This is a genomic window from Spiroplasma taiwanense CT-1 (assembly GCF_000439435.1).
GTDB classification, from domain to species: Bacteria; Bacillota_I; Bacilli_A; order Mycoplasmatales; family Mycoplasmataceae; genus Spiroplasma_A; species Spiroplasma_A taiwanense.
In genome coordinates this window covers 546428-568931 of the sequence record NC_021846.1, presented here as the reverse complement: position 1 = coordinate 568931, position 22504 = coordinate 546428, and the positions used below count along the sequence as shown (strand labels likewise).

Sequence of the window (22504 nt, the reverse complement as noted above, 5' to 3'; positions counted from 1 at the left end):
TATAATTTATAAAGATTTTTAAAAAAACACATTTAAAATGTGTTTTTTATTTTTTTCTTAAAACTAATTTTAAAACTGCTCCTGAACCTCAAACAAATAAACATGAATAAATAATAGTTATAAAAATATTTACAATAATAAAATTAAATTCTGATGTAATTGATTTAAATATAGAATCATAAATATTTGCAAAAGGTAAAATATATGAAATTATACTCATAGCATCAACAGAATTTATTGAAATATCTAAAAAATATGGAGTAAAAATAAAAATACCACCCGTTACTATTATTCCAACTACTCCTGCCATTTTTTCATTTACAAGTGAACCAAACAAAATAGCAAAAGAAATAAAAAACAATAAAATTGGAATTAAAATAATAAAATTTAATAAAAATGATACATTAAAGTTCATTCCAAAACAAAAAGTAATAATTGATAAAAATAAAAATTCAAAATATCCTAATATAATATATGGAATTGAATATCCAATTATTATTTCCACTGGCTTTATTGGTGAAATTGCAATTCTTTTTAAAAGACCTGTCTTTTTTTCTTTAGAAATTGCACTAACAATATATAAACATAATAAAACATATGCAAACAAAGTACTAATTGTAAGTGTTCTGTAAAAATATTCCAAATGATTTGTTTCAGGAATTCTTAAAACACCAATAATTAAAAAAAATATTAAAAATATAAAAGGAAATAAAATTGTCATAAAAATTGCAATTTTATCAGTTAATAACTCAATTAAATTTTTTTTAGAAAAAGCAAATATTCTTTGAAAATTCATTTAAATGCCCTCCGTTATTTTAATAAAAGCATCATCAAAGCTAGAAGTTTTTGTTTTTTCTAACATATTTTCAACTGTATCTATAATTTTTAAGTATGAATTATGCATAATAGCTACTCTATCTGCATATTCTGCTGCTTCTTCTAAATAATGGGTTGTAATAATTATTGTCATTTTATTTTTTTCTTTATGTGATAATAATTGTTTTCAAAGTAGTTTTCTACTTATAACATCCAACCCTGTTGTTGGTTCATCTAAAATTAAAATTTTTGGTTGAGTTATTAAAGCAACAGCAATGCTAAGTCTTCTTTTTAAACCCCCAGATAATTTTTTTGCTTTTATTTTTGCAAACTCAGTTAATTCAAAATCTAAAATTAGTTTATCTAAAATTTCGCCCTTTTGTTTTTTATCCAAATTATATAAATCATAAAAAAGCTCCAAATTTTGTCTGACATTTAGATTATCAGAAATTGCGTTTTCCTGTGGAACTATATTTATTTTTGGAGAGATTTCATTTCAGTTTGTATTAATGTTTTTTCCAAAAATATTAACAGAACCTGAAGTACTATTTATCATTTTAGTAATTATCTCCATTGTTGTTGATTTACCAGCACCATTAGTTCCTAATAAAGCAAAAATTTCTCCTTCATAAACATCAAAAGAAAGATTAAAAACAGCAATTTTTTTACCAAATTCTTTTTTTAAATTTTGAACTTGTATAATACTCATTATTTATCACCATTGAAATAATAACATTAATAATCTCCTAAGTAAGCATATATTTTACTTAATTATAATTTTATTTAATTCTCAACAACTAATTTTTTCTTATTTTTAGTAATTATTTTTGAAATAAATTCATTAATTCCAATATATACTATTGGTAATACTAAAAGATATAAGAGAAGTAATAATAAAATTAAAATATCCTTTAAAGTAACTGTATCAATAAAGCCAAATGAAAAAATAATTGCTAATAAATAACTAATTGAAATAAAAACAAATAAGATGATAAATAAAACAGTAAATATTTTTTTATAATTTTTGCTATTTTCTTTATTTACTAATAAATCTTGTTTACTTATTAAAACAATTATTAAAAAACAAGTGGTAAAAAAATAAATAATATTTTATAGCCATTTTTATTAATATTTTTTAAAAATTTTAATTGATAAATTAATGAAATTACTATTAAAGTAATTGGTAAAAATTGAAATGATGTTAATCAAATAAACATATTTCATGATGTTCATCTGAAAAAAATACCAATAATTAAAACTGGAATTAAATATGTTAATCTGCAAAAAATTGATGATATTGTATTCAAAAATAAGATTTTTAAACTTTCTTTGTTTTCCTCTTTCATTAATCCATTCTCCTCAAGTAAGAAAACTCGCTTCGCTCGTTTTCTAATATCTTGCCCTTTCGGGCAAGTACACAACACTATCTATAATATAACAAAAAAAGCGCAAAACATAAATGTTTTTTGCGCTTTTAATTTTTATAAATTTAAATCAAATAAATTGTTTAAATAATCTCTTCACCATTCTTGAGAACCATAGAAATTTTTATCATGTAGAAAATCGATAATTAAAATAAATCAATGTTTATAGTAAATTAAATATATATGCTAGAAATTTTTTCTAAAATATTTTTCCTATCGCAATTATAATTGCTAAAGTCATAATAGAATAAATCATAATTGAAAAAGTAACATTAAATGCAAATAAGTTTTGAATTGATTTCAATAAATCTGTTGTTGCAACTCCTGCAGTTACAATAGGAGAAACAAATTTACTAAAACCTGTAAAATCAATTAATGTATTTACGGCTCATATAAACCCATTTGCAATACAACCCATAATATTTGTTATTCCACATTTTTGGTAAGGAATATTAAAAAATTGGTCTGGAGAATTTACAACATTATTTCAATCATCACTATTATAAATAACAAAATTAAAACCATAAAAATTAGATTTTTTACTTTCTATATTATTAGCATTACCTGTATTAAGTACGGTAGATTCAATTTTAGCAGTAACAGAATTAAAACCTTGAACATTTTTATCAATTGTATAAGCTTTTATTTCATTCAAATAATTTGTACTTCCGACTTTTATATACTGACCTATTATATCTTTGGAATTTAAATAACTATAATAATTTAAATTAGTATCATAGTTTATATTACTAATATTTTTATAATTTAAATTGATATTTGGTGGGTAAGGAGCATTACCACCATTATAGTCTAATCTACTTATTAATAAAGTTTTAGGGTATAAATTAAACCCATTTTTAATGAACATATTATAATTTAAATTTATTTTTTTCCAAACTCCATTTTTATCTTTATAATTAGGAACTATAAATTCAACAGAGGTTAATGGGTTTAATTCAAAAAAATATTTAGTTAAATCAACAAAAAAACTTTCATAATAATTTGCCATTTCTTCTTTAGCAATACTTCTTAAATAATCTGAAAACATAAAATTAAAAACTAAATTATTTGCATTAAATAAGTATGGACTTTGATTTTCAATTAAAGGTGTAAAAAAAATACCTAAAAAAATTATTTGAATTTAAATGAGTATCTAATTTTTCACTAAAGCTTTTATCAACTTTATTTTCATAATAATGAATTAAATTATATCTAAATTCTTTAATTTCAGAATCATAAACAATATTAAAAGTTCAATCTTTATTTTGCTTATCATTAGAATATAAATTAATTTCATATAAAATCTTTCCTTTATGCCTCTTACATGTCCTTCATAACCCTTACCATCAACAGCGTGATCTAAATAATGGTGACCAAATTCATGAAGTAGAGTGTTGAATCTATATTCATCCTTTAAATCCAAGGATATAACTATTTTTTCCCCATTGGTGAACCCTCCTTCCCCTTCGGTGGACATTGCGAATTCCAAATCAAAAGGTTTTACACTTTTTAAGAAATTAACCAATGGGGTGAATTCTTTATTGTTTTTAATTTTTTCTTCTTTTATTTTCATTATTTTGTTTATTTCTAATTCTTTCATATCAGTTTGTGTTGCATCAAACAAAACAACCTTTTTGTATTTAAAAAATTGTTCCTTACACTCCAAAGGGCAATTTTTGGCATATTGATGTTCTTTACAGAGTTTTAAATGTGACAATACATAAAAAGCTTTAGATCCCTTTTTAACATTTATCCCATCTTTTAACCAAGAATTAAAAGTTCTTAATTCTGTTATATTTTTTGATTGAGACAATATGTGCTATGCTTGTCTATTTAATTATAACGACTACTAAAAATATTTTCCGCTTAAATCAAATTATAAAATTAAGAATTTTTAATTTTTATTTCATTATATTTTCAATAGTTTCAAAGTCTATTTTATTTTCATCTGATACAGGTAAAGGTATTGATTGTTTCAACAAAACTTCCCTAGTAATTGTTTTACCATGTGAATAAATTCTTTTTCACTTTAAACTACAAATTTTTGCTATGAAAATACCCACATTAACATTAACCTCAAATTTTGGTTTTAATACAAAAACAGATGTTGTAGCACAAAAATAATCATCTTGAAAATAAGTCATCCCTGCTCCTCCATCGCCTTGTGAAACAACAGTAAATCTTTTAGGTTTAAAAATCTTCTTAGGGTTATAACAATAACCACCAATACCGTTGTTATTTTTTTTAGCATTTATGCAAGCTATTTTATTTTCATCATCAAAGTTGTACAATGGTTTATCTAAACCTTTTCCCTCAATTTCGAAAATATCAGAAATTAAAAACTCTTTTCAATTATAAGAACTCATTTCTTTGAATTTAGTGCTGATTTTTAAATCTATTTTGCCTTCATTCTTATACAAAATTTCTATTAAATTTTTCTCTCTCATTTCATAATCTATTTTTGCTGCTTGAAAAATTTCTGATGAAAAAGAATTTATATCAAGTGTAGGTTCTATTAGTCAATCATCTTTTTCAGTGACTTCTTTAATTATAGGTTTTTGATTTTGGAAACTAATCATAGCTTCCTCTTCATTTATAGGAACTCTACCCGATCTCATCCTAATTTCATACCCATCATTACTAAAATCATATAATTCTATTACTTGTTTTTCTAATTTAGCGTGAGATTCAAAAACAATTATGCAAGTTTCTGTACTAGCGTTTGGTTCAAAAAGTTTATTAGGTAATTTTACAGATTTTATAATTTTGTGTTTTGAAAGAATTTCTTTTTTTAGTTTTAAATTATCATTTTGCTTATCACCTCTACCTAAAATACAATTTATAGGTAATATTGTTGCCAGTTTTCCGCCTTCTTTCATATTATTCAATGCTTCTAAAACAAATTTAAGTTCTTTATCTTTTTGAGAAAAAGGTGGATTCATTAAAACTTTATTATACTCACCTTTTAGTTGAGGTAACTTTTTAAAACAATTTTCTTCAAAAATATTACTTGCACCGTCACCATGGAGTAACATGTTTATTCCTGCCAAAGTTGCATTGAAACTCAAATTTTCAATACCTATAACCCTTTCCTCCATTATTTTCTTTTTTTCATTTTCATCATCAGTTTCGTTTAGCATATTTGTTAGAGCATTAACTAAAAAAGTCCCCGATCCACAAGTAGGATCCAAAACAGTATCGCTAAATTTAATATCAATAATTTTATACATAAGTTGAGCTATATGATCTGGTGTAAAAACCTCACCTTTTTCATTAGAGTTAGCTGAATTTCATTTTCTAAAAATTTTCAAAAAACTATTCATTGTGTCATGACCTTTTTTATCAGATACATTAATGAAATTGTAAACTGTTGAAATTTCAGAAATTATTTGAATAATATCGCTTATTTTTGTTTTATTCAAAGATGGATCATCTAACATTGTTTTTATAAATTCTTTTTTTTCTTGTCTTGTTTTTGGTTCATTTAAAATAATTTCTTCAATAGCTGATTTAATGTTTCTGATAATGTTTTTAGTGCTATCTCCACTTATATCTTTACCAAACTTTTGACAAAGCATAACGGAACCTATAAATGGGACATTCATTTGTTTATCTATTGATGAATCTCTAAACATATTTGCTAATTTCTTAGCAGAGTTATTAACTATATCTTCGTTAGTTATTTTATTATTGAAATATTTCGAAATGTAATATTCAGCATTTTTAGGTTCTATTTCTTCTTCCATTAAAACACCATTAATAAAACATTGAAAAAAAATGCCAGAATATTTAAAACCAACATTATTTTTATTTTGTTCTAATTTCAAATAATCTTCTAGTTGCCCAGAAAATTCATTACCTTCTGCTTTAGCATCTAATATGAAAGTTACTCCATCCATGTAATAATATCCGTCTGGTTTTCTACTTATTTTTTCTCCTAACTTTTTATCTTTTGGAGTAGGATATATAAATAAAGTTCCATCCGTTTTATTTTCTATACCTATAATTTTATTGAAATATTTAACATTTTCAAACTCAGTTTTTTTCATATTTCACCGCCTTTATTCTAATTCTCGGTCAATTGAACCAAATATTCCATTTATCAACTTTTCATCATTTAGTATTTTTTCTTTTTGAGATTTAAATACTCTTTTTATTTCATTATACTGAGAAGCTGTTAAAATAATTTTTTGTTCATCAATCGGTAAACTTTCAAATTCTTTTTTAGCATTGTGAGGTTGAGAAATTTCTCTATCCTCTTGTTGTCTTTTCATTTTTTCTCACTTTTCTTTTTCTGCTGCTTCAGCTTGTTGTTTAATAAATTCAACTTCTTTTGCATACAATAAATGTTTTTCTCAATTCTCATCTGTTAAAGGTTTATGGGTTTCAATATAATATGGACCTTGTAAATATTCAACTTCTTTTTTAAATAATTCTTCTGCTTTCAATCTTATATTAGGTCAATTTTGTTTTACTCTTTCGATTGTTGCATCATCTGGTCTTGTTGTTGAAGGATAAGTATTATAAAGTGGGGGATAATTGAAAAATGGGTGGTGATATCAAAAAGCTATGTTTATAAAATTAAATACAACTTCAGAAGCTGTTGATCTATAAGGTTCTATTACACCATATCCTAAATTATAGTATTCACCTTCTTCTTTCATCTCTTCATTTCACTTTTCTTTTTGTGAAACAAAGTCTGCTCACAAATAAGCAAGTCCAGTTATATAATTATAATCTTTGTGTTGTTGAATTGATTCAATTGATAAATTAATAGTATGAGGTTGGTGTGTGTTTGACTCATGTGTTGGTCACCTAATTCCTACACTCAATGGATCATTCAACGTTCCATGAGCAACAATGTATTCTCAAAAAACCATCTCAAATAGGTGAATCACTTGGAATTTGAATAGGAGCACCATGCATTAGTCGATTAAATATTTCAACACCTTTTTCTATTTCATCAATTTCATATTGATAACCTTTTTTAGCTCTTAGATCTCGTGTTTTTCTACAATCATCAATTGCAGCGTTTTCTCTTATTAAAAGAAAATAAAATCTCAACTCTGATAAAAAATCAGCTGAAATACCTTCACCTGTCTCTAAAAGTTTTCTATTACGCGTTGATTTTTGAAATGAATCAATCCAATTTTTATGATTATAATTTGGAATTAATCAATCATTTGGAATTGTTAAATTGTTAGTATATTTTTTTTGTTCTAAGTCTCACCATGATTTAAAACCTTTCTTTTAGATTATTTATAAATTAATTATACCATCAAAAAACAAAAAAAACATACGAAGTATGTTTTGAAAATGTTATTTTCCTTGTTTTTCATCAAAACGATAGTTTTGATTTTTAAATTCATCTTTAATGTGACTTTCTTTTTTCTGATTTTTGTGTTTTCTTAAAATTTCTAATTGTTCTTTATTTAAGTTTCTATTTATATTTTTTTGATTTTGTTTTCTAACTTTTTTATCTTTATCATTTGCAGTGTATTTTTCTAAAATAGAATTAATATCCTTTTTAGTTTCACTGTTTCTATTCATTGAAGAAAGAGTTTTGAAATCATCTTTTTGACCTTTTTTATCTAAATTTAGATCAATTCCTTTTTTCTTCATTCAGTTTTCTTCTTTTGAATTAAATTTTTGTAATTTAGATTGAGCTTTTGAAGGGAATAAATCACCATGTTTAGCTGCTTTATATTCTAATTTAGTTTTTCTTCAATTATGAATCCTACGAGCATTATCATTTTTAGAATCTGATGAACTAAATTTAAGATAGTCGTATCTTGCTTGTTGTTTTTTGTGTTTTCTTTCTTTTTTAGCAAGTTCTTGTTGGTATAAGAGTTTTTGCATTCCTGAATCTGTAGAAGAAATTTTGTCTTGGATATTTGACTTGTATTCTTCAAAGTTTTTGCTTTTTTTGGTTTTTTTAGCTTCTAACTTAGCATTACGAATTTCTTCCTGTTTAGCTCTTTTGACAGGATCTTTGTCTATAGGTGAATTTTGCTTAACTCAATTTTGCACAGCTTGTTTTTTTGTGCTAATGAGTTTCTAAAACCTGCTGTTTTAGCACTCATTCCAGACCTTGCTTTAGCAGAATAAATAGATGAAAGAGCCATAGCAGCTAAACCAACAGCTCCCCCTGTTTTTTTAGCTATTTTAAGTGCTGTTCCAGCAGCTCCACCGGTAAAGGTGTCAGCACCTGATAACATAGTTATTGTTATTCTCCCTAAAATTAAAATTTATTTCAATTCATTCAATTAATAGCAAAATACCAGATTTTAAAATAAATAATTTGAAATTAAGCATTCAGCTATAAAATAAAAAAAATATTATTAATATTATTCGATATTTTTTTTGTTTTCTTGAAAATTTAAAAACTTTTTTGTTTAAAAAATAACTTAATAAATAAATATTTAGATCACTAAAATTTATTAAATAACTTAAACCTAAACCTAATAACTCTAAATATATTTCGTTATTTTCTCTTCTTTGAAAAACAAATAATTTTGTTAAAGAATTAGATTCATTTATCAATTTATAAAATCAATATTTTACTCCATATCTATTAATTTGATATAAATTAGCATTTTGGATTTTTTATTTTACATTGTTATTTAAAAGATAGTTATTAAAATTAAATTCTCAATAATTAGCATTAACACTGATCTTTTTAAATTCCCCTATTGCCTTTACATACTCCCCTACTGAGAACTTTTGCTCCCCTACTTGTAAATAATATAGACTTTTATATTTTTTTAAATAAAATATATTTTTCCTTTACTTCACTCACTTGATAAGTATTTGAATTTATAAAAATATTTACATCAAATTTATAAAAAATTAAAAAATATTTCAAAAAAAATAAGTAATATAAAAAATTTATACTTCTTTTTTATTTTTAAAATATATGGTATTCAACATACAAAATAAACAAAAATACAAATTAAAATAAATGTTAAAAAAAGAAAATTAAAAAAGCAATTTTGGAATATCTTTTGAATAAAATTCATTAATAAAATTACTTCCTACATAGATTTTTTTAATTTTTTTTTAAGCAATCATCTTAATCATTTTTTATATCATTTAAAATAAGAACAGTTTTTTTAGAAATATTTTCACTAACATCTTTAGATTTAAAAAACTCAAAATTCACTATATATCTACTTGTTTTAACTATTTCAGTATTTTCAAGTGGATATACTATAATTTCATTTTTTTTAAGTAATTCTTTATTATTATCAATACTAAAAAAATTATATAAATAATCAATTTTCTTTTCTTCAATAAAATTATCAAGATCATTAATTTTATTTTCATTTGTTAATTTTATTGGTAACAATCGATTCTGTTTTAACTTAATATCATACTTTACTTTAAAATAAACTTGATAAGTTTCTAAATTTGTAATTTGACTATTTTCTTCTTTTGAGGAATTAGATAATAAATAGAAAACAACTCCATCCAATAATGATATGAATAAAATAATAAAATATTTAAAATTTTTCAAATTATTTTCACCTCCTAATTTTTATCGCTTATTTTCTTAGAATATAAAAAAAATATAAATATGTTTTTATATTCTAAATTAAGTTTTATAATTATTAAGAGAGTACTTATTATTTAATTTTATTAAGTTTCTATTTTAAAACAGAAAGGAAAAAATATGGAAAAAAAGTAAAACAAAAAAATGAATTGAATTTTAATTCTATTGAATTTGAAAATAAAGCAACAGTTCATTTAACAAAAAGAGAATGGATTTTAAGATATTCAAATCCATTTATTGCTTTAATGTTTATGGCAGGACCAATGATAATTATTACATTAGTAAATGGACTATATGGAATTGTTGATAAACAACTAACTTTAAACTTTGCAATTAGTGAAGTTGAAAAATTATATGAAAATTTTTTAAATCAAACTGGAGGACCTGGAATTAATATTTATGCTGATTCTCTAGTAAATGAATCTCAAACAGATATTTTTAAACAAGTTATTAACGTATCAACACAATATTCAAATTCAGTTGTAGTATTGTTATCTGCAATATCAATGTTGACAGCTGTAGGTACTGCAATTAGTTTTGGAAAACACATGGGGGCTAGAAATCAAAATAAAATGAATGAAACATTTATTAATGGAATTATTCAAACATTTTTTTCATCATTTTTTATAATGTTAATAATGTATTTTCTATCTCAATATATCTTAGTTTTTCAATCAGGAGTTGATTTTGCAAATAAGGACTCTGCATTATCATATTCTTTATCGATTGAATATTGTAAAATGTTTGTCTTTGGTTTTCCACTACTTAGTTTTGGAACATTCTTTACAACAATGTTAAGAACTGAGGGCAAAATTTATACTGTTATAGCAATTCAATCAATATCATTAATTATAAATATGGTTTTAGGTTACATCTTTTTAGATATATTAAAACTTGGAATGGCTGGTGCTGTTTATGGTTCAATGGTAGCTTGAGCATTTATGATTATTGCATCAATCATAGTTATTGTTTTTTCAAAAAATACATTTTTAAAACCAAAATTTAGTAGTTACAAATTTAATCTAAAAGAAAATGGTGAAATTTGATTAAACGGAGTTGGTCCATTTGTTTTAAGTGGATCACTTGCAATTATTAGTGCTGTTTCAACAAGAATGATTGGTACAATTCAAGATGGAAATCAATTATATTTAGATCATGAAGCTATTAAATTTACATTTTATGCTGATACAAAAAATCTAAATGGTACTCAAAACACTGAGTATATTACAAATGCTGTTAGAGTATTAAGTTCTTCATTTCCATGATCTACTATTCTATATGCACCTGTAATTGGAATTATGCAAGGAGGAGTAAATTCTGTTGCTTATAGTTATGGGGCAAAGAAAAATATAAAAATGCTAAAAATTGTTAAAGCTGCAGCAATTGTTAATATATCTTGATTATTATCTGCTCTATTAATATTAATTTTCTTTGGAGCATATATGATGCAATTATTTTCAGGACCAACAACTGGAAGTTGATCTGGAGACGACAAGCGTTGATGATTTGTAATGTATAATTCTTGTCTATTATTTCCCTCAGTAACCTATACAATCATGCTTTACTTTAATGGAACAACACAAGGAACAACTTCAACAATTATTGCAGTTATTAGAACCTTTGTATTTCAATTAGCATTTGTATTTATTGGTTATTATGCAGCAAAAGCAGCATCAAATGATGGTTCAAAAGATTGATTATACTTTTTATGTTATTCATTTGCAGAAATGCCTGCTGCCATTATTGCAGGAATTATTTTTTATTTAAAATGAAAAAAAGTTGACAAAGCAACTTTTATTGATGTTAAAGATGATTTTGAAGTTTCCAGTTTTGAAGAAACTCAATTTTCTCAAATTATTATTGATAAAAGAACAATTTTAAAATCAATTGATTTTCAAATAAAAAATATTTCAAAAAAAATGAATTTAAATGAAGACAATGAAAATATTAAAGAACTTCAAGAAATTATGTATTATAGAGAACAGTTGATAACTGAATTAAAATTTTTAAAATTAAATCAAAAATTAAAAAATAAAAATAAACAAATGGATTGAACATTTAAAGAAGAAAATTATTTTATAAATGAAATAAAAAATTTAAAAGAAGAAATAAAAAATTTAAAAGAAACTTTTAAATAAATTTTTTTAAAAAAAGATAAGCTAAAATTTGACTTATCTTTTTTTTATTTTTTTCCAGTATTTTTTATTAATTTAAAATGATAAGTACAATAGTAACTCCCTAATGATACTTTTTTTGTTTTAGCAATACACCCAGAGTAGTTGCATGTTGCTGTTAATGCCATATTCTACACCTCTTAATCCTATTTGTTTAGAAGTTTTAAATTTAAATTTATCACAAACTTCCAAATTAATTTTATTTTAAATACTCATTAAAAATTAATTTAATTTAAAGTGTAAAATATTTTAATAAAATAAAACATTATTTTATTTTATTAATTTTAGTTAAAAGAGATTCATACTGATTTTTATAATCTTCAAATTTTTGTTTTTCTATTTCTACTTTTTCTAAACTTGCTTTATTTATAAAATTTTCATTTGAAAGCATTTTTTTACTTCTTTTAATTTCTTTTTCTAAGATCAATAATTTTTCATTTAATTTAAAAATAATTTTTTCATTATCTAAAAAATCATCATTAGAAATTTCTATAAAATAATCATTAATCTGAATTGATGTAAAATCTTTTATTTCATTTTTATTTAATATAATTTTTGAATTAGTAATTTTTTCAATAATTATTTTTATGAATTCAAATTTACTTTCAATTTCTTTTTTACTTTTTGAATTATCTAAATTTAAAAATAAATTTAAGAAAATACTATTTTTAATATTTTGTGAAGCTCTAAATTCTCTAATTGCTGAAATTATATCTTTTAAATGTTTAAATCCATCTAATTTAAAATTGTATTCTTCTTTCAATCAACTTTCTTTTAAAATTGTTTCTTTTAAATTTAAAGTTGAATATATTTCTTCTGTAACAAATGGTGTAAAAGGATGAAGCATCACTAAAATTTGTTTCAAAACATATCCCAAAGTTGCTTTTGTTATTTCAATATCTTTTGAGTTAAATTTATCACTTAACATTTTTACTTTTGCAAGTTCAATATATCAAGAACAATATTCAGTTCAAATAAAATTATATAAAATTTTTCCTGCAACTGTAAATTCATAATTATTCGCAGCTTCATAAACTTCTTTTTGACATTTATATAATTTATTTAAAATTCATTTATCAATTAAATTATCTTCTTTTAAATTTTTAATAATTTCTTTAAACTCAGTATCAGAATAAACTTTATCAATATTTATTAAAACAAATCTTGAAGCATTTCAAATTTTATTAACAAAATTTCAAGTTGAAATTATTTTTTCTTCGCTATATCTTAAATCTTGACCTGGACTTGAATTTGTTAATAAGAAAAATCTAAGTGAATCAGCTCCATAATTTTCAATAACCTCCATTGGATCAATTCCATTACCAAGTGACTTTGACATTTTTTGCCCCTTTTCATCTCTAATTAATCCATGAAGTAAAACATCTTGAAAAGGCTTTTGATTTGTAAATTCAAGACTTTGAAAGATCATTCTTGCTACTCAAAAAAAGATAATATCATAACCTGTTACTAAAGTTGAAGTAGGAAAATATCTTTGCATTAATTCTGAAGAATCTTTTGGACTTCATTGCATTGTTGCAAATGGTCAAAAAGCACTTGAAAATCATGTATCTAAAACATCAGTGTCACGAATCCAATTTTCTATATCTTCTGGGGGATTTACATTTACATAAATTTCATTAGTCTTTTTATGATATCAAACAGGTATTTGATGTCCCCATCATAATTGTCTTGAAATTACTCAATCATGAATTGACTCCATTCATTTATTTAATGTGTCTGAAAATCTCAATGGAAAAAAATTAATTTTATCTTTTGAATTTTGAAGTTTTAAAACTTCTTCTGCAAGTGGTTTCATTTTTACAAATCATTGATCTGAAATAAGTGGTTCAATAATAGCATTACTTCTTTCAGAATAACCAACTTGGTGAATTATTTCTTCTTCTTTCAAAAATAGATTTTCTTTTTCTAATTTAATAATTATTTTTTTTCTTGCTTCAAATCTGTCTAAACCAATAAATTCATTTGCAAATTCATTCATTGTTGCATCATCATTCATAACATTTATTTGTTCAAGATTATATTTTATTCCTAATTCAAAATCATTAACATCATGTGCTGGAGTACATTTCATTACACCAGTTCCAAAATCAATTTCCACATATTCATCTGCAATTATTGGAATTATTTTATTATTTACAGGATTTATTACATTTTTTCCAATATATTTTTGATATCTTTTATCTTTTGGATTTACAACTAAACAAACATCTCCAAACATTGTTTCAGGTCTTGTTGTTGCAACTGTTAAAAAATTATTTATATCATTTTCTAAAAAATATTTAAAATAATACATTGCTCCTTTTGTTTCTTTATAAATTACTTCAATATTTGAAATTGTTGTTTTTTGAATTGAATCTCAATTTACTATTTTTTTACCTTTATAAATTAATTTCTTTTTATACATTTCTACAAAAATATAATTAACTATTTTATTTAAGTCTTCTGAATATGTAAATTTTTCTTTTGAATAATCAAGCCCTAAACCAAGTTTTGCCCATTGTTTTCTAATTTTTTCTGCATATTCTTCTTTTCATTCTCATACTTTTTCAATAAACTTTTCTCTTCCTAAATCATATCTAGAAATACCTTGTTCTTTTAATCTTTGTTCAACTTTTGCTTGAGTGGCAATGCCTGCATGATCCATTCCAGGAATTCATAGAGTATCAAAACCATTTAACTTCTTAAATCTAATCAAAAAGTCTTGTAATGCCCCATCTCAGGCATGACCAAGGTGTAATTTTCCAGTTACATTTGGTGGAGGAATTACTATAGAATATGCAGGTTTTTTTAAATCAAATTCTGCACAAAAAATGTTTAAATCGATTCATTTTTTATATTTATCTTTTTCAACTTCTAAATGATTATATTTTTTATCTAATTCTTTCATTTTAAACCTCCATAAAAAAATTCCTATTTTTAATTTATAAATTAAAAATAGAAACGAATATTTTTTTCAATTCGCGGTACCATCCTAATTGACTATTTCAAGTCCACTCAAAAAATATTAACTTTTATATGCTTATACAACCTTCAATAAAATTAAATACTGATTCACACCAAACATCAGTTCTCTGAAACCTTATAAGCTATTACAAGATAATTATAGCAAGTAATAATAGTCTTTTTTCAAATAAATAAATAAAAAAGACTACTTTATATAGTCTTTTTTCTATTATTTTAAATCCGACAATAAAATAATAAGATATCAACTTGTTTTTTAACTAAATAAATTTAATGAGTTAAATCTATATAGTGGTGGACATGTTGATTTCTTAATTTCCTTTCATTTATCAGATTCTAAACTTTTAATAAAATTTAAAATTTTTCCATTTCTTTCAAATAAAAATGCTTTTTGACTTTGTGCTTTTTCTCTAATAAAGATTTCTTTTGTTTCACCAAACATTTGTTTTCTATTTTCTTCATTTTTGCTTTTTTTTGAAATAATTTTTAGTTGTTGATCAATATCTTCATAAAACATTTTCATAGAAATTTTATAATAAACAAAAACAATACTTCCAAAAATTATTGATACGAATCCAGAAAAAATTAAAATAAATAATTTATTTAAAACAATTTTAAAGCTATCCTCTTTAAAATTTACCATTACTTTTTCAAAAATATCAAAAGTTTGAATTTGATTAACTTCTAGATTTTCATTTGTTACAGCTATTATGTTGTAAAAACTTAATGCAATAAATGGAGTTAAAATTAAAATTGATCTTATAAAAATTGAAAGGTTTTCTCTTTTAATTATTCAATTATAATCTTTTACAATTGATTGTTTTATTTCATAATTCTCAATAAAACTTACCATTTCAAAAAAAAGTTTTCTTAAAATTAAAGCAGTAATAAAAAATCCCAATAATAGCTTAGCATATATAAGCATTCTAGATTCTCATACAGTTTCAACATAATGATCTAATAATGGAGATAACAAAAAAAGTGCAACTAAGATACCAATTGTTGCATAAAGTAATATAATTCCTTTAGAATCTTTAATAATTCTTTTAGATTTTCCTATTACTTTCATAAAAAAATTCTCCTACTACACTTATAATAAACAATTTTAGAAAATATTGCAAATTTTAGAAAATGTTGGGTTGTATAAGAGTGCTAATTTGTCACTTATACTAACTATTCACGATGAATATAGTCATATTTATTATTTTGAAGATACAAGAACTAATATTTCCTTAATAAACAAAGAAAATATAAAAAAACTTCATTTAAAAATAAAGTTTTTTTAAGTTAATTTTGTCTATAATTTAATAACTTGATCCAAATTTTTATTTCCATCTGAATTTGTATTATGAGAAATATACAAGATTGTTTTATTTAAATCACCTACTAAATTTTCAATAATTTCTCGATTATTTTTATCTAAATTTGCAGTAATTTCATCTAAAATCATAATTTTCTTATTGTGAACTAATGCTCTTGCAATAGCAATTCTTTGCATTTCTCCTTCAAATAAATTTTTTGATTCACTATTTATCTCAGCATCAAGACCATTGTTTTAGTTTTATTTAGTACTAGTGTATTAAATAAAAATGCATTAGTTTTTACTTCGATTTCATAAAGTGCATTTAACTGGTAATTTTTTATTGACTTTAAACCTAGATATTCTCTAAGAAAAATATATGAATCTAATATATATTTATTGTCAGTAAAAACTTTACTTCATGTCTGCAAAAATCAAAAATTTCATTGCTTATATTATATATTTTTCCATTATAATTGCTAGATATTCATTGAAACTTCTGATATGTTTTTCCTTGCTCACTATTCATAATTTTTTTATATGTATTTACCTTATTAAAAATATCATCAATGTCTTTATATTTTTCTCTTTCTACATAATGATTGTAAATACTTTTATATTTTTCTGGAGTATTGTAAAAATCTTCAATTCTTGTGACAAATATTTTAAGTTTTTCATAAATACTTGAGACCTTTTCATTATTATGAATCATTAATACAAAATCATTCAGTTCTTCCAATTTATTATAGACAACCTCAGAGGCCACTTTTTTTTTCAGTAATAAATAAGGAAGTTTCATTTCTATCAATTATATTTGCAATTAGATTTACTATTGTTTGTGATTTTTCTGTACCTGGAGACCCAAACAAATAAATTGATTATTTTAATGCAGAATTTATAGCACTTTTTTGTGAATAATCTAATGTAGATATAGTTTTTATATCATTTTCACTAAATTCCTCATTTCTTAAACCAATGCTATCTCCACTTTCACTTAGTAATTCGTCTATAAAACCATCATCTAATTCTTCCAATTTTTTATATGCAGATAAAATACTACTACTTGCAATATTGTATATTCCTATACTACATAAATTTAAAGCATAAACATTATCAAGTATATTTATATTTTTTTCAAAAAATCTTTTTGCTTCATCATCTTTTGTTTTTAATGCTACATATGAATCATACTGATTTTCAAATGCATTTAAATATACATCTATATTATTAAATTTATATCCTATATTTGTTAGTAAATTGGTAAGATATTTTTTGATACTTTCAAAATCATTAATTTTTTCATCATCTAGTTCCAAGAATTCGTATGTTTTTTTACTGGTTGTCGCTATTATATTAAATAATGGATTATTTAATATCTTATCTTCATTAATTGAAACTTTAAAAATCTTAGGAGTAACATTTTCTAAAGAGACTGATTGAAGAATCAATGGACATCTAAAATAGTCCTTATTTACTCTTTCAATTATTGCACTTTCAATATAGTATCTACCCATATATAATGTATGTAAATTTGTCTCTTCATAAGATTCCTTAAATTTTTTTAAAATTTTATTTATCTCATATAAAAAATTAAATGCATTCTTATAATCTTTATCAGATTGATTAATATCCATAAATGAGATAAAAAATTCATCATATTGCATTGCTTGCTTTAAACTTATAGGGTTTTTGTCATTTCTACCACGTCTTAGAAGATTGTATTTTTCCAACTTCATTAAATTAATTGATGTACTATTTTTTTTAAATTTATCATAAAAAATAGAGGTATTTTTACCGCTATTTAGTAATATTCCCTTAAAATCTTTTAATAAATCTTTTGAATTCATAAAACTTTTTAACCTCAATATTATCATTATAATACAGCAAACTATTGATAATCAATAAAAATGTAAAAGTTTTATTTTAGAAAAAGCTGAGCTAAAATAAAAGTTATTTACATATTTTACAATATTTATTTTAATTATATTACTAAAATAATTTTCCTTATCTATCTACGAAATATTTTTATCTTGATTATCTAAATTTTTTTCAAGTAATGCTTCAATTTTATTTAAGACTGAAAAATAAAATATTCCTCAATCCAAAGCTGCTTTTCTTTTAATATTTTTTATTTCCTTTCAATTTTTATTAACTTTAAGAAAAATGCACCCTCCAATTCAAGATAAAAAACAAAACAGTGTTGCTATACTAAAAATAAAAAGTAAACCAATTTTATATCATCTTATATTAATTGATAGTCAAAAACCAACAATAATAGCTAAAATTAAAAATAAAAAAAATAAAAAAATTGAAGATGCCATTATTTTAAAGACTTTTTGCTTTATTTTAACTATAGAATTTTCCATTTAAATCTCCTATTAATAGATTAATTTAATTATAATGTATTTATTTAATTTTTTTAACTTCTAAAATCAATATTTTTTCAAAAATATTGATTTTAGTAAAATAAATAATATTTTTATTACCTTAGCTTTTATATTAAAGTGAATGAAAAAAAATTCATAAATTTATCAAAAAAATGTTATTATTTGTAAAAATAAAAAATTGGAATGAACAAGTTTTTCATAGTGTTAAATATAGAATTAATTATGAAAGGAGTGAAAAAACTTAATAGAATGTTCATACAAATAAAAAACCATTACATACAAAAATAAATACAAAAATACATATTTTATAACAATAAAAATACTCATTTAAAAACATTAATTTTAATTCAATAATTGTCTATGCATAATATAAAGTTTAATGTTTTTAAGCTGAGTATTATGCTTATTTTATTTTATAAAGGAGAAAGCAAATGATAATTGATAATAAATTACTCACTACTAAATATTTTGATGAAGCATTAAAGAATTTAATTGAAATTTTAAAAATACTAAGTATACAAAGTAAACCATTACCTGGAGCAATATTTGGATTAAAAACAATCGAAGTTTAAACTTTACTTTAGACTTAGCAAAAAATGAAATTGAAAAACTTATATTAAACCAGAAGGACATTATGGCTTTTTAGAATATGGAAAAGGAAGAGATATTTTTCTTATAGTAACCCATCTTGATATTGTAAGTCTTCCAGAAGACCAGAAGTTCAATAATATAGAGATTATTCCTAAAATTGAAAAAAATAAAATATATGCACGAGGTATAAATGATGATAAAGGCCCTGCTTTTATGGCAATCTATGCTTTAAAATACTTAATTGATCAAAATTGAAAACCAAATAATTTTATAGTAAAAATTGTTTTTGGATTAGATGAAGAAAATGAAATGAGATGTTTAAAAAAATACATACAAGACTTTGGAGCACCAACATTAGGTTTTACTCCTGATGGATTTTTCCATGTGTTTATGCTGAAAAATCAGTTTGTTATTTAAATTTTACTGGTAGTTTTAAATGTGATTTTAATATTAAAAAACCAGAAAATGAGTTTTTATCGAATATTTCAGAGCATATTATTTATACTGGTAAAAAAATTACTGATATAAAAAATTATTTGGACTTATACAAAATAAAATATTATATAGAAAAAAATGAATTAAATATTTTAGGAAAAGCCATACAAAATGGTATTGAAATCAAAGTAAATGCCGTTATTTGATTAATAAAAGCTTTAAGCTCAATTAATGTAGAACATCCATTAATTAAATTTTGTGAAAAATACCTATCAAATAATTTCTCTTTAAAAGAATTAGTTGGTAATTTAAATAATGAAAGTGGTTTTTTGACAACAAGACTTGATTATATAGATTTAGATAATGAAAAATTTATTTTAGGACTAAATAATCGACTTCCTGTAACAAAAATGATACAAACAGATTTAATTGATCCTTTAGAAAAATATACAAGTGAATATAATATTAGAATTGGAATATATAGACAAATTTCACAAAATTGTAATGTTGAAGCTGTTGCAATGGGAGGAAGTACCTACGCAAAAGTAGTACCAAATATTATTTTATGTGGAATTCTTGAAGATTTATCAAATTTATCTGCTCATAAAAGTTATAAGTGAGTTTCTATTGAAAATTTAAAAAGAGCATTAGAAGTATATGCAAATGTAATCTTAGAATTAACAAAATAATAAAAAGTAGAAATTTACTTTCTACTTTTTATTTTGAAATTTTAAATAACAATGAATTTAATAAAACTAATAAAGTTGAACAAAACATTACAATCATACCCACTAAAGGAGTTATAAATCCAAACATTGCTAACGATATTATTGTAAAATTATATGCAAAAGCTCAAAATAAATTGGTTAAAATAATATTTCTAGTTTTTTTAGTATAGTAAATTGCATTTACAATTAATTCAATGTCTGGTTTTATTAAACTAATATCTGAATCTAATGATAAATAAGTTGTTGGTGATATTATTGAAATTGACAAATCTGCTTGTTGAATTGCAAGTACATCATTTGCACCATCACCCACAAAAACCACTTTTTGATTTTTTTCTTGATATTTTTTTATTATTTCATATTTGTCATTTGCTTTTTGATTTGAATATACTTCATCAATTTTTAAAGTTGATGCAACTTTATTAGCAATAATTTCATTATCACCTGTAATCATTATTAAATTGTAATTTTGTTTTTTTAATTTTTCTAAGGAAATAAGTGCATTTTTTCTAATTTCATCACTAAATTCAATATAAGCAACTACCCTATTTTCTTCAAGTAAAAAAGAAGTTGTGTTTTCTAAATAAGAATAATCTATACTAATATCTGAATCCAATTTTTTATCTAAATCATTTAATGAAACTAATTTATAAATTTTTTCATCAATTTTGTATTCTAATTCTCCAAGTTTTTCAATAATTCTATTAGAATTAAGCTCAATATTTTTTTCCTTTAAATATTTCATAAAACCCGTTGCAAGTGGATGTATTTGGTTTTTTTCAATAAGTCCTATAATTGATAAATATTTGAATTCTCCTTGATAGTTTTTAACACTTACTTGTCCTTGAGTTAAAGTACCTGTTTTATCAAATGCAATATGTTTTATTCCAATTAATTTTTGAAAAGCATCAGGTTTATTAAAAATTACTCCTTTTTTTCCAGCATTTGAAGCTCCAATAGCAACTGCTATTGGAATTGCAATACCAATTGCACAAGGACAGGCTGCAATCAAAATTGTTACAAATGATTGCATTGCAAAATAAAGATTATTTGGATTTAATCAAAAATATGAAACTAAAAATCCAATAATTGAACATAAAATTAGAAATGGTGTGAAATAAATTAATAATTTATCTACTAAATTTTGCATTCCAGATTTTGTAGATTGAATTTTTAATATTTTTGAAATCATTTGATTTAATAAAGAGTCTTTTGATAAATTATTTACTTCCATTTTTAAATCTTGATTTAAATTTTGCATTCCAGCAAATAAGTTTTGATCTTTAAAAAAAGTTTTTGAATCATTTTCACCATCAATTATTTGGGTTAAAACTGAAGCTTTTTCATTTATCAATTTTCCATCAATTGGAATTACAAAATTTTTTTCAATAAAAATAATTTCTCCTATTTCAACAGTTTTAATATTTTTTTCAATAATTTCATTATTTAAAATGACTTTTACTGTTTTTGGTTGAATTTTTGTAATTTCACTCAATTCATTTGAAATTTTTTTCTTTAATTTGTCATTAATTATATCTCCTGTTTGTAAAAATAAAATTACAAAAATTGAAACTTCAATTAAATTTGGAAATAACCCCACTGCAATTTCGTATATTGAAAAATAAAGTGCAATTTGAGTGGACATAGTTACTAGAAAGTTCATTCCAATTCTTTTTCATTTAAAAATTTCTAAATAACATCTATGAATATACTTTCACCCAAAAAAATAAATAACAAATATAGCAATTGATAATAAAAAGAATTTATTATGACCTATCATAATAAATCAATTATTTGATTTTGCTAAAAACATTGATACTACAATTCAAATACCTAATAATCAAAGTAGTATTAAACAATAAAATAAAATTCTATTTTTAACTTTTCTAGTCATTAATGATTTCGCCTTTATATCCAGCTTTTTTTAATTTCCCTAAAATATTTTTTTCACTAACAATTTGTTCATCAAAAGAGATTTGAACTTCTTTTAATGGAATCAAAACATTATAATCTTGAATATTTAATCTTTGCATTGTTTTATCAATTGTAACTGCACAAGAAGCACAATCTAATGCATCAATATAAATTCTAATTTCCTTATTCATATTTCTTTTC

At 22.7% G+C, this 22504-nt stretch carries 23 protein-coding genes; 4 read left to right on the top strand and 19 right to left on the bottom strand.

Annotated features, from left to right (window positions below; all coding sequences use genetic code 4):
• Positions 1 to 46: 46 nt before the first annotated feature.
• The 11 genes from STAIW_RS02870 to STAIW_RS02815 all read right to left on the bottom strand — a co-directional run bounded on the left by STAIW_RS02870 (position 47) and on the right by STAIW_RS02815 (position 9756).
• Positions 47 to 796: an ABC transporter permease gene (locus tag STAIW_RS02870; RefSeq protein ID WP_020834348.1), complete on the bottom strand. Its 750-nt coding sequence runs from the start codon at positions 794 to 796 to the stop codon at positions 47 to 49.
• The gene (locus STAIW_RS02865; RefSeq protein WP_020834347.1) at positions 797 to 1525 is read right to left on the bottom strand and encodes an ABC transporter ATP-binding protein; all 729 of its coding nucleotides are present in this window, start codon (positions 1523 to 1525) and stop codon (positions 797 to 799) included.
• Positions 1526 to 1892: 367 nt separating this feature from the next.
• A complete protein-coding gene (locus tag STAIW_RS02860; RefSeq protein WP_020834346.1) occupies positions 1893 to 2162 on the bottom strand; it encodes a hypothetical protein in 270 nt (89 codons plus the stop codon).
• Between the two features lie 277 nt (positions 2163 to 2439).
• Positions 2440 to 3288, bottom strand: a complete 849-nt coding sequence (locus tag STAIW_RS02855) for a hypothetical protein (RefSeq protein WP_020834345.1) — start codon at positions 3286 to 3288, stop codon at positions 2440 to 2442.
• A gap of 153 nt (positions 3289 to 3441) precedes the next feature.
• A complete protein-coding gene (locus STAIW_RS02850; protein ID WP_169522261.1) occupies positions 3442 to 3840 on the bottom strand; it encodes a hypothetical protein in 399 nt (132 codons plus the stop codon).
• A gap of 301 nt (positions 3841 to 4141) precedes the next feature.
• Positions 4142 to 6289, bottom strand: a complete 2148-nt coding sequence (locus tag STAIW_RS05820; protein ID WP_020834343.1) for an N-6 DNA methylase — start codon at positions 6287 to 6289, stop codon at positions 4142 to 4144.
• A 12-nt stretch (positions 6290 to 6301) separates the two neighbouring features.
• Positions 6302 to 7120 carry a hypothetical protein gene (locus tag STAIW_RS02840; RefSeq protein ID WP_020834342.1) on the bottom strand — a complete coding sequence of 273 codons (819 nt, stop codon included), beginning with the start codon at positions 7118 to 7120 and terminating at the stop codon, positions 6302 to 6304.
• Positions 7056 to 7304 carry a hypothetical protein gene (locus STAIW_RS02835; RefSeq protein WP_041618847.1) on the bottom strand — a complete coding sequence of 83 codons (249 nt, stop codon included), beginning with the start codon at positions 7302 to 7304 and terminating at the stop codon, positions 7056 to 7058. Before STAIW_RS02835 ends, STAIW_RS02840 begins: the two co-directional genes overlap by 65 nt.
• Positions 7305 to 7559: 255 nt before the next feature.
• Positions 7560 to 8270 (bottom strand): hypothetical protein, encoded by a 711-nt coding sequence (locus STAIW_RS02830; protein WP_020834341.1) that lies wholly within the window; start codon positions 8268 to 8270, stop codon positions 7560 to 7562.
• Positions 8237 to 8458 (bottom strand): hypothetical protein, encoded by a 222-nt coding sequence (locus STAIW_RS02825; protein WP_020834340.1) that lies wholly within the window; start codon positions 8456 to 8458, stop codon positions 8237 to 8239. Before STAIW_RS02825 ends, STAIW_RS02830 begins: the two co-directional genes overlap by 34 nt.
• Before the next feature lie 854 nt (positions 8459 to 9312).
• Positions 9313 to 9756: a hypothetical protein gene (locus tag STAIW_RS02815; RefSeq protein WP_020834339.1), complete on the bottom strand. Its 444-nt coding sequence runs from the start codon at positions 9754 to 9756 to the stop codon at positions 9313 to 9315.
• A 185-nt stretch (positions 9757 to 9941) separates the two neighbouring features.
• Between STAIW_RS02815 and STAIW_RS02810 the strand changes: the two genes are divergently transcribed.
• Positions 9942 to 11930, top strand: coding sequence for an MATE family efflux transporter (locus STAIW_RS02810; protein ID WP_020834338.1), 1989 nt, complete (start codon positions 9942 to 9944; stop codon positions 11928 to 11930).
• 301 nt (positions 11931 to 12231) lie between these two features.
• Here STAIW_RS02810 and STAIW_RS02805 read toward each other — a convergent pair whose 3' ends face one another.
• The 6 genes from STAIW_RS02805 to STAIW_RS02780 all read right to left on the bottom strand — a co-directional run bounded on the left by STAIW_RS02805 (position 12232) and on the right by STAIW_RS02780 (position 18614).
• Complete coding sequence (locus STAIW_RS02805; protein WP_020834336.1) at positions 12232 to 14874, bottom strand: valine--tRNA ligase; 2643 nt, start codon at positions 14872 to 14874, stop codon at positions 12232 to 12234.
• A gap of 330 nt (positions 14875 to 15204) precedes the next feature.
• Positions 15205 to 16017, bottom strand: a complete 813-nt coding sequence (locus STAIW_RS02800) for a hypothetical protein (protein WP_020834335.1) — start codon at positions 16015 to 16017, stop codon at positions 15205 to 15207.
• Positions 16018 to 16245: 228 nt separating this feature from the next.
• Entirely contained in the window at positions 16246 to 16482 is a 237-nt protein-coding gene (locus tag STAIW_RS02795; protein ID WP_148285974.1) for an ATP-binding cassette domain-containing protein, read from the bottom strand.
• A gap of 151 nt (positions 16483 to 16633) precedes the next feature.
• Positions 16634 to 17047, bottom strand: coding sequence for a hypothetical protein (locus tag STAIW_RS02790; RefSeq protein WP_020834333.1), 414 nt, complete (start codon positions 17045 to 17047; stop codon positions 16634 to 16636).
• A 79-nt stretch (positions 17048 to 17126) separates the two neighbouring features.
• Positions 17127 to 18095 (bottom strand): DUF4011 domain-containing protein, encoded by a 969-nt coding sequence (locus STAIW_RS02785; RefSeq protein WP_020834332.1) that lies wholly within the window; start codon positions 18093 to 18095, stop codon positions 17127 to 17129.
• Between the two features lie 165 nt (positions 18096 to 18260).
• A complete protein-coding gene (locus STAIW_RS02780; RefSeq protein WP_020834331.1) occupies positions 18261 to 18614 on the bottom strand; it encodes a hypothetical protein in 354 nt (117 codons plus the stop codon).
• A gap of 452 nt (positions 18615 to 19066) precedes the next feature.
• Between STAIW_RS02780 and STAIW_RS06075 the strand changes: the two genes are divergently transcribed.
• The 3 genes from STAIW_RS06075 (at position 19067) to STAIW_RS02770 (ending at position 20350) form a co-directional block, all read left to right on the top strand.
• The gene (locus STAIW_RS06075; RefSeq protein ID WP_020834330.1) at positions 19067 to 19207 is read left to right on the top strand and encodes a hypothetical protein; all 141 of its coding nucleotides are present in this window, start codon (positions 19067 to 19069) and stop codon (positions 19205 to 19207) included.
• 43 nt (positions 19208 to 19250) lie between these two features.
• Positions 19251 to 19643: a M20/M25/M40 family metallo-hydrolase gene (locus tag STAIW_RS05980; RefSeq protein ID WP_084676583.1), complete on the top strand. Its 393-nt coding sequence runs from the start codon at positions 19251 to 19253 to the stop codon at positions 19641 to 19643.
• Positions 19644 to 19762: 119 nt separating this feature from the next.
• Positions 19763 to 20350, top strand: coding sequence for a zinc-binding metallopeptidase family protein (locus STAIW_RS02770; RefSeq protein ID WP_020834328.1), 588 nt, complete (start codon positions 19763 to 19765; stop codon positions 20348 to 20350).
• Between the two features lie 28 nt (positions 20351 to 20378).
• Here the strand turns inward: STAIW_RS02770 and STAIW_RS02765 are convergent, their stop codons facing one another.
• Both STAIW_RS02765 and STAIW_RS02760 read right to left on the bottom strand, forming a co-directional pair.
• Positions 20379 to 22283 carry a heavy metal translocating P-type ATPase gene (locus tag STAIW_RS02765; protein WP_020834327.1) on the bottom strand — a complete coding sequence of 635 codons (1905 nt, stop codon included), beginning with the start codon at positions 22281 to 22283 and terminating at the stop codon, positions 20379 to 20381.
• Positions 22276 to 22494, bottom strand: a complete 219-nt coding sequence (locus STAIW_RS02760; RefSeq protein ID WP_020834326.1) for a cation transporter — start codon at positions 22492 to 22494, stop codon at positions 22276 to 22278. Before STAIW_RS02760 ends, STAIW_RS02765 begins: the two co-directional genes overlap by 8 nt.
• Positions 22495 to 22504: the final 10 nt, after the last annotated feature.